Below are 14,268 nucleotides of genomic sequence, written 5' to 3'. Positions count from 1 at the left end.
GCGTCTGACAGCACAATGATCAGGGCCGACCTCCATCAGGCGCATCGCTCAGTTGCGCCAATGCACGATCGATCCGTTTCACCCTTGCGGCGCCGCCTGTTCGCTCGGCCTGAGTTCTCAACCCCTGGACATATTCAGGCAAGATCCGACAGCTTCGATACGCTTTCATGATCCCTGCGCGGGTCGCATGGCCATTCACGATATCGCGCATCACACTGCTAAGGATGCGCCCGTTCTTCAGCATCAGCGCCGTCTTGTGATCCGCATGGCGCAGAGGCACCGCAATGACATTGTCTGCATCGAACCGGCGGACATGGCGCAGATCATGCTCTACAGCGGGATCGTAGAAAAGCCAGACCTGTGCTGCACTGCGTGATTCACTGGCGGCATCCGCAAACAAACCATCCCATTTGGCATGTTTTCCTGTCGGATAACGCTGGTCCCATGCTGCCAGATGCGGGGCAAGCGTCGATTGTGGCGAGAAGGCCGCCACACGGCAACCCGGTGCCAGAGAAGCAAAGGCCGCCGCGCCATATCCACCCATCGACGTCCCGAACATCGTCACCTGGCCGAACTGTTCAAAAAATCCGCTGTCGCGCAGGGACAGAAGATAGCGATGCAGATCGACATCACGAAACCAGCCCGGCACATAGGACAGGACGCCAAGATGGGACCAGCCCTCCTTTCGGACGAAGTTGTAGCCCCAAGGCTCGCGCGACACGGGATTTCCCCGGACCGTTGCAAGATTGTCAAAGGAAACAACAAGATGCTCCCGACTGCGTGCAACATAGGTGCAGGCGTAATTCGGCATGGAATGATAGAATCCATGAGCCTGCCCGGACAGGCGCAGATCGGACAGCCATGCGGGGGCTTCAATAACGACGGTTTCGGGCTGAGCGGACCGAGCGGGCTTCGCATTCTCCTCGCCGTCCGTTGCAATCCAATCATCAACTTCGGCAGATCCATTGTCGGCGGGGCGGGTCAGCCTCTCTGCCCAGGCTGAATCCGTTTCCGACAGGGCAGGGGGTGTGGTGGGAACTCCGAAGGGAACAGGCCAGTCGAAATCTTGTGCCGAGCCTTTATCTCCTGCAAGAAACGACGAGATCAGGGCGACGGCAGCGGGATCCTGCTTTGGCAGCAGCCGGTCCAACCGTCCCGAAAACTCGTCCACCACATTCCTGTGACAATCCGCAATATCGGGCAGGTCCTTCAGGACGGCTGCACGCCGCGCCGCCGGCCCTTGCGGATCCGCCACCGCCGAGCCCACCTCGGATCGGTTGAAATTGAGCCGATGGTACTGCTGCATCACGTTGGACAAGTGGCTTGGGGTGATAAATGGCAGGACATCCCCTGCACCCGTCCGCCGAAGAAGAAAGGTTTCCCGGTCCTGGGCCATGAAGGACATGACATGGCAAAATCCCAGGCCCGGCTGTTCCGAAGGCGCCATCCAGCCCTTCAGCAGGTAGCGTTCGGCAACATCCTCGCCGGCGCCGTTCAGCCAGGTAACGCTTTCCTTGCCACGGGCGAATTTGGGTTTGAGCTGGGGCCGCGCCGCCTGAAGCGCCTTCGCCAGCTGTGGGCGGAAAATCGTCCGGAGCGGCGTCGAGAAAAGCGTGGGTCCCTTGGCACCGCCGGTGCCCCGCGTGAAGCGATCCGGCAGGGGCGCGTCGACATATCGGCATTCACCGGATCCACCGACGATCTGCACCGTCGGGCTGAGGATATCGGGAAACTGTTCCAGCTGCGCGGCCAAATCCGACAGATGGCCGTCCCCGACATCTACGACAAGAAGGTCTTCGGGCTGAAGCCAGAGCAGGAAAGCCGTGCCAAGATCCGTCTCGCTTTTCAAAGCCTCGGCCATGGCGCGGATCTGACGGGCCTTGGCATGTGCGATGCCCGGACGATCGGTCGGAATGAACTTGATCAATCCCGCACCGGCCAAGGCCTCGGCCAAGGCAGTGGCCTCAGGATTGGCGCCGTCGCCATGAACGGTGATCCGCCGAAACCCGACGTGCCAGTGATGCAGCACCCAATCAAGCAGAAGGGGGGCGCTGTCGTTCATCAGCATGTGAAGCGCAATATCGGGAACGGCAATATTGTCGTGCTGGGGGGCATTCTGAGCGGGCATTCGGGGGCTTTCGAAGTTGATGACTCGGCGTGCATCGAGAGGGCCGGCCTTGCAACCCTTAGGGCAGGGCGTCCGGAGGAGGCACGTGGCATGCGAGCATCTTCAGGTTGTTTGCAACATTGGGCCGCCCGCTTTTTCGCGCAATATGCGCCAGGCGCAGCAACCAGTCGCTCCGGCCGCGCCCAGCCAGCCGGTGCCCCAAGGCATCCAGATACCAAGGCTGCATCCGGGCAGAGCGGTACAAGTGCCGAAACTCTTGCGGGGTCAGGCTGTGCGTGGCCAGCCCGCGAACCACCCGGCTGAGAAGATCGGCCTGGCGCAGCCGCAAGGCCGTCTTGTGACCTGCCATCGGAGTCCGAAGATGAATGACGTTGTCGCCGGTGAACCGTTCGGCATGGAGACGGTCGTTCTCTTCCAGTGGGTCGTAGATCAGGAATATCCGGCCGGCCCCGGCCGTCTCGGCCGCGGCGTCGCTGAAGTCGCCCCGCCAGTCGGCGGCCCGTCCTGACGGAAACCGGCCTTCCCACGGGACGAGCCCGGCCGACAGGGTGGATTGCGGGGAAAAGGCGATGACCTGGGCGCCGGGAACCAGCGACGAGAATGCACAAGCGGCATAGGCCCCCATCGAGGTGCCCGAGAATGTCACCGTTTCATAACGTTCAAACAGCTTGGCATCGCGAAGATGGCGAAGGTAATCGAACAGAAGGGGGGTGCGGAACCAGTTGGCCCGGAATGCGAAGATGCCTAGCTGCGACCAATCCGACTTGCGCGCGAATTCATAGCCCCAGGCATCGCGATCGATCCCGGTCAGGCCGACCTGCGAGAGATTGTCGAAGGTGACGAACAAATGCGTTCGCTTGCGTTCGACATGCAGGGCGGCGAACTCCTCCTCTGAATGATAGAAACCGCGCTTGTAGGGTGAGCGGCGCAGATCGATCAGCCACTGGGGCGGAAGGTCGGGGGCTTCGGCGCCTTGCGGTTGAGGGGCCGCAGGGGCGGCAGCCCGCGTCCGTGCGACCTCCACCGGATCTTCGGGCAGGGTTGCCCAAGGGGTCATCGACAGCAAAGGCATGGTCGGCACCGGCGCCTCGGCCGTCAGCGGGGCCAGAAGGATGGGCGAGGCCTTGATCTCTCGCGGCAGGGCATCTTCAGCAGATGCATCCTTGATCTTGGCGGCGGTCCGTTTCCTCTGTCTGGCCAGCATCTTTCCAAGTTCTGCCTGCCGCTGCGCTGTATCTTTGCGTTGCGCTTCAGGGCTAAACAAGAGTGCATACTGTTCGGGGGCTTCGGCCTTCAGTTGCTTTTTCAGCCTATCGATCTGGGCGCGATATGTCGCCCCTGCGACCGCTTGCAATTTTCCCAGCGCCGGAATTTGGCGGATCAGATCTGCACGGGCGGCAATCACGCGCTCCGCCCATCGGGTGATCCCAGTTTCAGGAACCACGTTCAGGTTGTATCTATTGAAATATTCAAAATTTATCCTTTCCGTGTTTGTGCTGTTGGCAGTGCCGCGCCACCGCTTCATCAAAAATACTTCACTGGAACGGATCATGTAATGGTTGACGTGGCACAGATCAAAGCCTGACATATCGTGATCCATGCACCAGCTACGGTGAAGAAATCTGTCGCTTACATCTGCACCAGAGCCATTGACGAACATGATAGGATTGTCTGACGTTCCGAAGTTCGTTTTGAATACAGGCCGATGCACCCCTAATTGCTGAACAGGAGAAGGTCTGAAAATGGATTTTACGGCCAATTGACTATAGAAAAAATGAGTCTCCTTGGGGGACGCCATGCAAAATTGAGTAATCTGTAGTTTATCGGAATCAAATTCGATGATCTCATTGTTGCCGAAAATTCGCCATTGTGCGGCCACGGCATCAGTGCGCGGAGGCAGGGCATGAAACAGATCATCCAGTGTTCCTTCGCCCGCATTGACAGTAAAGAACTCATCCCCGTCCAGCACTGCCACCCAATCGCTTGTCGTGACCTCAGGAAGAGACATCGCACGGGCATAGGCCCGGCGCTGCGGATCCTTATGAAGATCAGGGGATATTGAGCTATTGTCATAGTGGTGGACCAGCCCTGCATCGTTCAGCAGGCGCAGCATCTCGTGTGTGCCGTCGGTGCAGTCGTTCGAATAGATGACGAAGCGGTTGAACCCGATCAGCCGGTGATAGCACAGCCATTCCAGCAGGAACGGCGCCTCGTTCTTCACGGTTGTCACCACCGTGCGAAGCGCGTTCGATGTCCAGCGATCTGCAGGGTCCGGGGCCGAAATGTTCATGAAAGAGCAACAGTCCTTTGAGCTGGCAAGGCTTTGACGGAGAGGACGCCGTTCCCTGGAAAGATATCATCTGGTTTCAAGTATGACAGTCCTTGTGGTCGGCGGTCACAGATCGAGTGTGAAACTGGGCAGCCAGCGGTACAGCGTGGTTTCGGGAAGCTGCACCGCTGGCCGGGTCAGCGTGGTCCGGATCAGGCCCCGGCGGGCCGGATAGGCATTGCCGTCGACCTGGCGCATGCTCTGACGCTGCATCGCGTAGCGGACCTGGGTGACAGGCCCCGTCACGCTTATATGCAAGGCATGGCCGTCCAGTTCGACGGCCTGGATTGCGCCGCCCTCGACCTCCAGCCCCAGGAACGCGTCGATCCCCTGACCGCCGTACACGTCCAGGTCATGCGCCGTCAGGGCTTCGTCGTCGCGCAGCGCGAAGTCCAGGGTGATCCGGTCGCCGTCACGTCGCGGCACCGGACTGGTGATCGACCAGGGGCGCCCTGCATAGATCTCTCGCAGCGCCCAGGCCGCCAGCTCTCCCATGATCCGGGAGTGATGCAGGTCGGGATGAATAAGGTCGGCCAGGCGGCTTGGATAGACGGGCCCCACCAGCACCGCATCGCGGCGTCCGGCTGCAAAGCTCAGCTGGTCGGCAGCGGGGTGGTACTGGTCGCTTCGATGGTGGGTCTGGTCCGATCCGGCGGTCTGCATCAGGAAGATCGTCTTTTCTGACTGCGGATACAGATCGTCCAGCCTGGCGCGGATACGGTCCCAATGTGCGGTCAGAGCCTTCAGATAGGCGCCTGGCGCGGCAGAGCGGTCGGCCTCACCCTGAATCCAGAAGTAGATGATTTTCTCCGGCATCAAGCCGTCCCGGGCAAACGCCCGATGAGTGGCATCAAGGATGTGATCCATGTTGCGCCGGCTCTGTCCTTGGGGATCGTCCAACATGGCCAGCGACTCGCCTGCGATCGGGTTGCCGGACAAGGCGATGGGCGCAAAACGGGCCGGATCGGATGGAGTGGCGTTTTGCCCGGCTGCGTCATTGTCGCGTCCCGCCAAGGCCTGTGCCATGGCCAGGGCAGGGCAGGGCAGGGGGCAGAGAGCCTGTAATGCGCACCCTGTCCAGTCGCGCATCAACGCTCTCGACAGGACCTTGACGTTTCTGCAGCCCCGAAAGGTCGATAGACCGTCGGGCGTCTCCGGTAAAAACATTCACCAGCATCCGCAGATCCGCCCGGGCCAGGCTGGCAAGTGCCATTCTGTCGTCGGCCGGGACAATGGGGCCCAAGGCCAAGGACTGACCGTTGAAATGGATCAGCAACGGCGTGCCGGGCATTGGCGATGTCACGGCCTTGCCGAGCCGCGCCTCCACCCGGACCCGCAGCGCAGCCAGGACCGCAGCTGGATCGGCCGTGTCCAGCACATGCAGCGACAAGCCATGCAGCATCATCGGTGCCTGATTGGCCACATGGACCTGATGCAGGCGCAGCATGTCGACGGGATCAAAGGCCGCGACATCATCGATCACACCGTCATCCTGGATCAGGATCAGCCGCCCGGACGCGGTCAGGGCAAAGCTGACCGTCTGCGCTTCGTCCATCATCCGGGGGAATTCCAAGCGGGCGTGTCCGGATTGAAGCATCAGGTAGCGGTTGCAAACCCGGAGCAAGACGCTGTTTCCGTTCACGTCGCGGACCAACAGCACAGTGCCCTGAGCTGCCTGTTCCTGCAGGGAAAAGCTGATCTCGACCAGGATGGCCGGGGCGTCGATCGGCAGGATGCGCCTTGAGGGTCAGCACGCTGTTGCCCTGAAGCGGAGCAAAGGACAGCTGCGTGTCGCGGGGAGGCAGTTCCAGCCTGAACGCATTCTTCGCGACGAAAGACATCATCTGCCTGCTTGCGGCGAAAAGGGAAGCTTGCGGCGATGGGGCACCCGCTTCTTCCGAACAATGCTCATCATTGCGTTCCATATCGTTTCGAGGGGTGAAACCGGATATCCTTCGCCCCCTGAGGCAAAATGGTGGGAAACTGTCAGACCGCCTTTTTGGCGGTCCTCTTTTCCTGCAAGGCTAGGTTTTCATCCAGCGGATGGAAGTCGAGGCCGTGAAGCGCGTTCAGGCGGCTCAGATCCGCCTCACGCTGTGCATCGGTCAGAGCAGGCCAGGGCGTATCCGACGAAATCATGCCGCGCTCGCGCAGGATCTGCCAGGTCCGGGGGACGTCCATTTCCCCGAAGGAACCGCGCCCCGGACGCAGCGATCGGCCAGGCACCCAGTCTCGAACAAGCGTGTTCACTTCAAAGGCCGTGATGCCCTTGAACGCTTCCAGCTGCCGGATGAAGCTGGGCGCGAAATCCATGCTGCGGCGCGTCAGAATGCCCACACGCTGCTCGCTGTTGCCCACATAAGCCAGCATGTGCAGAGGCGAACAATCCACGGTGATGATGTCCCGTGCGGCCTTGTAGCGCGCGACCTGAACCGCCGCGGGATGTTTTTGGGGGTGAAACAGCTGATATCCCTCGTCGGCCAGATACTGTTCCAGCAGGCTCTCTCCGACCAGCCCGCCGCGCCCCGGCGGAAGCAGGCTGCGCGAAATATAGATCCGCTCGTCGCCTTCCGGTGCGATCGCGGCCCCGGAATGCGCATTGACAAAATTGCGGAACTTTTGGCTGCCGACGGTCAGGTCGCTCATGCCAACCCCTTGACGAGGAACGTAAAGCTGCTCGACCCGGGTCGGAGTCATGATGCAGCGCACCGGAACATCCAGACCAAGGATATCCATCAACGGCCGCAAGGCCTTCAGCATGTTGTCGATGTTCCCTGAGGTCTGCTTGGGCGTAAAGAGAACGCCCTCGATCTGGCCGCGTATCTCGTCAAGCGCCCATGCCCTGGCAAAGGACTCGGTGATGAAGTGACCAAAATGTCCGTACAGCACTCCGCCGAACATCCATTTCCCGGCAAGCGGCGTTATTTCATCGGGCGCCGGCATGTCGGGGGACGCGTTGACGGGCTCGGAACTCGACGACCAACTGGCAGAGTTCTCGACCAGTGCCCCATCAACCGTCAGAACCCCCGAGGGCTGCTGCCGTCCGCGCCCTTCTGCAGGGGGCGGGATCAGCAGGGCATCCGGGACCAGTGACAGATCGTCCGGCGCTTCTAGCTTGAACATACTTCGTTCTCCCACGGGTGCCGGTTCCTTTTGGATTTCCGGAAATTGCGAACGCCTTCTGCATCGCAACTATAGGAAGAATTTCACTCAGTCTAGCTGAGCGCCAGATTCGTCGATTGTCAGAGCCTGAACCATGACAACTGGATTGCCCCCGGTCTCTCGGCATCTGTTGCCGTGAAAGTTCGGGCAAAGGAAGAAGGGTTTTTCTCGGATGGCTCGGACGTCAAGCCGATGGTGGACGAAACTTGGGGTGAAGGCAGCGGCAATACCGAACGCCTTGACCTTGAGGTGTTTCGGGCTGCGAGACGGCAACCTTGGGGGCCGCAAGGCTAACTGCGTTCCGTTTAGCAAAGCTGCTTGAAGCGTTCTCTGATCAGGCGGCTTTGTTTCGCCTGCGGAAGAACGACAGAAAAGCTGCTCCGCTCATGAGCATCAGGGCTGCGGATGGAACCGGAACCGGAGCCGGGCTGTCAATCGTGACATCGGAAATGCCGTAGCCATCGTTGAGCCTGGTCGAGAACATCAAATCGGCGCTCGTCACCTCTTTGCCGAAATCTACCATCAGCCAGAACAAATTGCTGTTCGGCAGCCTCGAGGGAATATCCCAGATGGATGTCCATTTCCCGTCATCGTTGAAAGACATGGAGAAGTGGCTATTCTTCTGGTCATGCGCATCTGTCAAAGCGAATGCCAAGGATGTGAATGGTGTGGACGAATTTACCGTCCACTTCAGCTTGTCGATATCAGCACTATCGATCCAGTAATTTTGCGGGGGCGGATCGAACCGGCCCGAGGCATGGGGGGCAAGGCGGTCACTCTTTACCACCACCGAACAGCCGTCATTCACAACAGATCCGCCACCTCCACAATTCCCGAGGCGTTCGAAATCGCTCACCTTCAAATCAACTGCGGTTCCGCCAGCTGGGCCTCCTGACAGGACGGTCACTGTGGCACTCCATGCAGGAACGGTATTGAAACCTGCCAGCAATACGGCAGCACCAAGGTACGTGCGTGCACTCGCGATCATGACCAGAATCCTCGGTAATAATTAAGACGTCTACACAGGCATGTCGTTTTTAACTGACCCCATCTGTTTATAGTTCCTATTTGTCTGATTGACCGACCTGTCTAAATGGATAGATTTATACACCAATAATGAGATAATCTATTTTATTTTCAACTTCAGGTAAATCGAACGACCTGAAAAATGCCGGAATGTGTCGATGGAACGCTATGCTGCCTTTGCCTGCTGCCGTTAAAAACACGGCCAGCGATGGCGACGGCGCAAGTCACCGGATTTCCAAGACAAGAGGGGACAGCCAGTGGCATTCCGGGGGGTTCACGCCTGCCGGTGCGCAAACAGAAGATCCCGGCGGGCAGAAGACTGCGGCCGCCGGGATGAAGAGGGCTGCACGCGAAAACCAGGATCCCGCGTGCAGGTTGCATCTATTGCAGCGGGTTGTCGACCAACTCGCCTGCGGAGGCAAACAGCGCGTCCCACAACTGCGTCAGGGCAGCGTCGTCGCTGTAGTCGACGAAGGTTTCCTCGCCCGACGTGACCATGCGGATATCACCGCTGCCCTTGCCGTCGTCGCCCAGAACCAACGAGATCTCGTCGCGGACATAGTCGATGCGGACCAGCGCGTCCTGGCGGTCGCCCAGGCCCAGGATGTCGATCTGGTCGAAGGTCCCGACCAGCTGGTCGACATCCATCAGCAGGCTGGTTCCGGCCTTCTTCGACCCGCTCCAGTCAGAGAGGTCGATGTTCAGCGCCCCGTCCAGACGAACGCCCGAGGTGACCTCGTTCGTCTCGCCCATGGCGCCCGAACGGAACTCGGCCAGCTTGCCCAAGCCCGTTTCCGAGGCGACGAAGGACAGTTCCGCACCGTCGTTCATGCGCAGTACCGCGGCGTCGTCCGTGGCGCCATCGAAGCCGATCTTGCCAGATTTGCCGGTGATGGACAGGCTGCTGCCCTCACCCATCTCGAAGCTGCCGCCCGAGCTTGCCAGGATGACCTGTCCGTCGTCCTGCAGCGCCAGCTGGACCGGACCCGCCACGTCGCCGGCATTGGCAAAGCGGCCACCCCGGATGTCGATCTCCAGCACGCCGCTGTCGCGATATCCGTCGATCCAGACCTGTCCGGCATTGTCGACCTGCAGAAGGTTGCCGTCATCGGCCACCGACAGATCGCCGTCGATGTTCAGACGGCCGCTGTTGACCTTCAGGTTGCCGTTGTCGCCAAAGACGAAGTCGTCGACCGTGACCGTCTGCGCTGCAAACAGGACCCGGTTGCCGCCCAGGTCGACGCTGTCGCCGTCCTGGGTGCCGGGCATGTCTTCGGTGTTCCAGTTCAGGCGGTTGTCCCACCGTATGCCGTCACCGCGATCGTCGGGAACAAAGCGCAGCATCTCGCTTGCGCCGCGCAGTTCCGTCGACAGGCCGAAGCCTTCGCGGAAGAACGCGTTGATCACGTCGGCATCGACAACGCCGTCCAGCTTGCCGCCGGCCTGCGCGCGCAGGAAGTCGCCCAGGTCTGAAATCGTCGCGCCCTTCTTGCCCAGGAGGTCGGAGGCGAAGTTCTGGATGGTGGTCTGGTCCAGCACGGCCGTGTCCAGGCCATCGACATTCTGGTTCGGGTTGTCCTTGGCGCCACGTTCCGTCGTGGCCCACCGATAGACGAGGGTGTCGTTGGTATAGTTGCCCTCCCAGTTCTCCAGGTCTTTCTGGTTCATCACCTTCTCGGCCTGTTCAGCGGCATTCTTCGGATCGGCCAGGTGGGCGATCACGTTGCCGATCAGGCTGGACATCTTGCCATAGTTATCGATCCCGTAGGACTGGCCGCCCTGATAGTCCGCGACCGCCTTGTGGCCCGCCGAGGTCACCAGGTTGTCCAGCAGCAGCGTATAGTTGTGGCCGTGGAAGAAGTTCACAGCCGCGTTGTTGTCGATGAAGGTATTGCCCTCGATCACGCCGCCGGGCCGCACCTGTGCGCCGAAGGACGCACCGCGCATGAAGATGTTGTCGCGCACGGTGATGTCTTCGTTGGTCGACTGGACATACAGGTTATGGTTATACATGCTGGGCGGCATCGGGTCGGACGACGACAGGTTGTAGTCGTAACCTTCCGCCCAGCCATTGCGGTCGAACACGTTGTCGCGCAGCAGCCCGCCCTCGACGCCCGACAGGTACATGCCGCTCGTCCGGTTCTGCGAAGCCCACCAGGTGCTTGCGTCGTTGAACGGCTCGTCCTTGGCCACGTCGAAGATTTCGGAGTTCTGGACGGTCAGGCCCTCGGTATTCTTGAGGTTGACCATGTCCTTGGTGAAGGTCATGCCGTCCAGCAGGATGTTTTCGCCACCCAGCAGGGTCATCGACGACACGTCCAGGTTCTGGATGACGATGTGAGAGCTCAGCTCCTGGAAGATCAGGATGCCGCCAGACAGTTTCGGATCGGCCCCCTCGCCATAGGCGCCGACATATTGCGGGTGCAGCGCACTTTCGCCCGAGGCGCCGCGGTTGATCACCCGGCCCACGTCGCCGTATTCATAGCCCCGCTCGAACAGCAACCAGTTCGAATTGGGGGCCTCGCGGCGGCCGGTGGCGTCGTACCAGAGGCTCATCCCCACGTCCACGGCCAGCGCCTTGTCCGGCGCGGCGCCGTATTCGGGATGATCGCGCAGCCATTCGCTGGTGATCTTCTTGGCGCTCAGCCCTTCGGCCCTGGCGATGTCTTCCTGGCTCAGGCCGTGTTCGCCCGCTGTCACGTAGACCTTGCGGTGGTTGTCGCCATGTTCGACGACGACCTCACCGGACGGGCTCTGTTCCAGCATGTAGAAGTTGCCCATGCCCCAACCTTCCGGTTCGGCGCTGGCCTCGACATTGACCGATGTGTCGACGACTTGGGTCCTGCCATCCGCAAAGGTGACCTCGTACTGGAAGGTCAGGTCCTGCGTCTGGTCGGGATCCTCGGACAGGACCAGCGCCAGGCTGTTGTCGGGATTGACGCTCAGGTGGCCATGTTCCGGGCCTTCCAGGATGCGCACCGCCTGAACGTTCTCGGGGTTCTCGACGTCCAGGTCCAGTATGGTGACACGCCCGGCCATGGCCGAACCCGACTGCGCTCCCGGCTCGAGCGGATCGCTTGCGGGCGGCAGTTCGGGCTGGGGTTCAGGTTCGGGCTGGGGCTCGGGCTCGGGCTGGGGTTCGGGCTGGGGTTCGGTATTCACAGGCAGGGCCGGCCGCGCAGCATCCACATTGTTGGCCTGATAGAATTCGCGCAGGTTCGAAGAACCCGTTTCGAGCTGCTGCTCCATCTGGAACGGATTGGCAAAGGTGGTTTGCTCGGTGCGGATCTGCGGCTGGTGTGGCGTGGCAAGACTGGGTATGGCCATAATAAGGTCGCGCAAAAGCATTAGCTGTCCCTTTGATCATGCGGAGAGTGCGTTCGGGCCATGAGGGCCTCTTTGATAGGCGCAGCACCTAGCAGAGATCGCTGGGGTTGAAAGGTGGAGAGCCCGCTCTCGGCGGAATGCTGCTTTTGCATGTGCAATATCTGAATGTGCTGCATCGAATTGATTGATCGTCTATCGCCAGAGTGTGACATGACTTTGCACCACCCGAATTCCTGACCAGCTTAACCGGCCCCCGCACGAAAAAAATCCCGACCCGGCGGCAACACGAATGTCGCGCCATTTCTTGAAAGCTATTGGAATGGCTTCGGTTGGTCAGGTTAAATCGGACTTTGGTCGAATGGCCGCGGCCAATGCCGTCCGTCCTGCCTCAGCTGCGTCCTGGACAGAGCGACTTGGCCGTCATCACGACCAGCCCCCGCCAATGGCCCCACGTCCAGGGGTCCTGCGCCAAGGCCCGGACCATCAGGCGCAGTCCCGTTCCGCGCTGGCCATTCAGGTGGCAGCGCCATGCCTGCGACACCAGATGCCCCGCCATCTGCCGGGCGGCGGTGTTTCGGGGACTGTCCTCATCGGGGAAGTCCGGCAGGTCGGGCGGGCATCCTTGTTCCAGCGCGTCGGTGCCCGTCCGGCCCCGCTCATGCGCGAAATCGCGGGCGGCGATATCGTAGAACGTCAACTGCGCCGCACGGCGGCCATGCGTGATCGAGCCATCATGCAGCCTGTATCCGTAAACCGGGTCGGGCAGGTGCCAGACGGGGCCCAGAAACGACAGGCGGAACTGCAGGTCGACATCCTCGGCCGTTACGAACCAGGAACGCGCCCCCCCTGTTTTCAGCAGCGCCTCGCGCCGGATCAGCCAGGTGCACAGGTGGGTCACGGCATGGCCCGACCGCAGATCTGCGGTCACCTCGCGTGCGGGACCTTCGGCTGCAAGTCGCGCCAGGATCCGCCCGCGCCCGTCCAGGCTGAGAAACCCGCCCGAGACGGCGACATGATCCGGGTGGCGTGACAGCCAGTCCACCTGGGTCGCCAGCCGGCCGGGCAGATACAGGTCGTCCGCATCGCACCGCGCGACCAGCGGATGACGCGCGGCCAGGAAGCCTGCGTTCAGCGCGGCCGAGATGCCGCTCTGCGGGCCGGGCAGGATGCGGATGCGGTCGTCGTTCAGGGCAGCGATGCGGCTGGCGGTGTCATCGGTCGATCCGTCGTCGATCACGATGATCTCGGCCAGGGGGGCCTGGTCGCGCAGCGAGTTCAGCGCCTCGACAATGGTCGCGGCGGCGTTGCGCGCCGGCATGACGACCGAAACGTCAGTCATGACCGCACCTTCGGGCGACGCAGCGCCCCGACCAGAAGCACCTTCCAGGCGGCTTTGGACGACGGCGCCTGGCGCAGCGCCTTCAGCGCATAGTGACGCCAGCTGCCGCGATAGCCATGCGACCAGGCCTGCCAGGCATAATCGATGGTGAAGGCCAGCCGGGACTGCGCGTCGTCGCCCATCCGCCATTCCTGGTATTCGAACCGCCCGTCGGTGATGCCGCGGCGCTGCCATGCGGCCTTGCAGGCGCGCAGGCACAGCTGGCGCTGAAGGTCGCGCTTGGTGCTGCTGATGCTGCTGTCATGAATGCGATAGCGGATCAGCACGTCCGGCAGGTTTTCCAGCCGCCCGATCTCGGCCAGGCGCAGCCACAGGTCGTGATCCTCGGCGCCGTGAAAATCCGGGTGATACCCGCCCACGGCCAGCACCGCGTCCCGGCGCATCATGACGGCGGGGTGCTGGAACGACGTCTTGCCCCGCAGGTTCAGATTGTCGATGTCGTCATGGGTTCGCGGCAGAAACTTGACCGAGATAGGATAACCGTCTGCATCGATGATCTGTGCCGCGCCGCCTGAAACCACAAGGCCGGGATCACGGTCGAACCGGGCGACCTGCCTTTCAAAGCGGTCCGGCAGGCACAGGTCGTCGGCATCGAACCGGGCGATCAACTCTCCCGAGGCGTCCTTGATCATCCGGTTCAGCGTCGCGGGCAAACCTTGGTTCGGCCCCCGGCTGATGCGGATGCGCGCGTCCCGGGCCGCATAGTCGGTCAGTATCGCCCAACTGTCGTCCCGGCTGCCGTCGTCATGGATCCGGAATTCGAAATCGGCAAAGCTCTGCCCCAGGACGCTGTCCAACGCCGCGGGAAGATAACGCGCGGCGTCGAATACCGGCATGACCACGGAAAGCCGCACCGGATTACCGGCATCTTCTAAGGTCATCTTCCCTTCCGGCATC

Annotated in this window: 9 protein-coding genes; 1 reads left to right on the top strand and 8 read right to left on the bottom strand. The window is 61.3% G+C overall.

Annotation, left to right across the window (positions count from 1 at the left end; all coding sequences use genetic code 11):
- Nucleotides 1-19 precede the first annotated feature (19 nt).
- From OC159_RS10615 to OC159_RS10605, 3 genes are all read right to left on the bottom strand, one after another.
- Nucleotides 20-2,068 carry a hypothetical protein gene (locus OC159_RS10615; RefSeq protein ID WP_265501126.1) on the bottom strand — a complete coding sequence of 683 codons (2,049 nt, stop codon included), beginning with the start codon at nt 2,066-2,068 and terminating at the stop codon, nt 20-22.
- Nucleotides 2,069-2,186: 118 nt separating this feature from the next.
- Nucleotides 2,187-4,418 (bottom strand): glycosyltransferase family 2 protein, encoded by a 2,232-nt coding sequence (locus OC159_RS10610; RefSeq protein WP_265501125.1) that lies wholly within the window; start codon nt 4,416-4,418, stop codon nt 2,187-2,189.
- Between the two features lie 105 nt (nt 4,419-4,523).
- Nucleotides 4,524-5,549, bottom strand: a complete 1,026-nt coding sequence (locus OC159_RS10605) for a hypothetical protein (protein WP_265501124.1) — start codon at nt 5,547-5,549, stop codon at nt 4,524-4,526.
- Between the two features lie 16 nt (nt 5,550-5,565).
- Here OC159_RS10605 and OC159_RS10600 point away from each other — a divergent pair, with 16 nt between their 5' ends.
- On the top strand, nt 5,566-6,201 hold the full coding sequence (locus OC159_RS10600; protein ID WP_265501123.1) for a hypothetical protein: 636 nt from the start codon (nt 5,566-5,568) through the stop codon (nt 6,199-6,201).
- 242 nt (nt 6,202-6,443) lie between these two features.
- Here OC159_RS10600 and OC159_RS10595 read toward each other — a convergent pair whose 3' ends face one another.
- From OC159_RS10595 to OC159_RS10575, 5 genes are all read right to left on the bottom strand, one after another.
- Entirely contained in the window at nt 6,444-7,400 is a 957-nt protein-coding gene (locus OC159_RS10595) for a glycosyltransferase 61 family protein (RefSeq protein ID WP_265501122.1), read from the bottom strand.
- 553 nt (nt 7,401-7,953) lie between these two features.
- Entirely contained in the window at nt 7,954-8,607 is a 654-nt protein-coding gene (locus OC159_RS10590; RefSeq protein ID WP_265501121.1) for a hypothetical protein, read from the bottom strand.
- A 419-nt stretch (nt 8,608-9,026) separates the two neighbouring features.
- Nucleotides 9,027-11,972 (bottom strand): right-handed parallel beta-helix repeat-containing protein, encoded by a 2,946-nt coding sequence (locus OC159_RS10585; RefSeq protein ID WP_265501120.1) that lies wholly within the window; start codon nt 11,970-11,972, stop codon nt 9,027-9,029.
- A gap of 388 nt (nt 11,973-12,360) precedes the next feature.
- Nucleotides 12,361-13,311, bottom strand: a complete 951-nt coding sequence (locus OC159_RS10580; protein ID WP_265501119.1) for a glycosyltransferase family 2 protein — start codon at nt 13,309-13,311, stop codon at nt 12,361-12,363.
- Nucleotides 13,308-14,252: a glycosyltransferase gene (locus tag OC159_RS10575; RefSeq protein ID WP_265501118.1), complete on the bottom strand. Its 945-nt coding sequence runs from the start codon at nt 14,250-14,252 to the stop codon at nt 13,308-13,310. The genes OC159_RS10580 and OC159_RS10575 overlap by 4 nt, the downstream gene beginning before the upstream one ends.
- Nucleotides 14,253-14,268 lie beyond the last annotated feature (16 nt).

The sequence above is a fragment of the Paracoccus beibuensis genome (assembly GCF_026162625.1).
In the GTDB taxonomy this organism is placed as follows: Bacteria; Pseudomonadota; Alphaproteobacteria; order Rhodobacterales; family Rhodobacteraceae; genus Paracoccus; species Paracoccus beibuensis.
The sequence above is the reverse complement of the archived record's forward strand: the minus strand, read 5'-3'. Positions and strand labels throughout refer to the sequence as shown.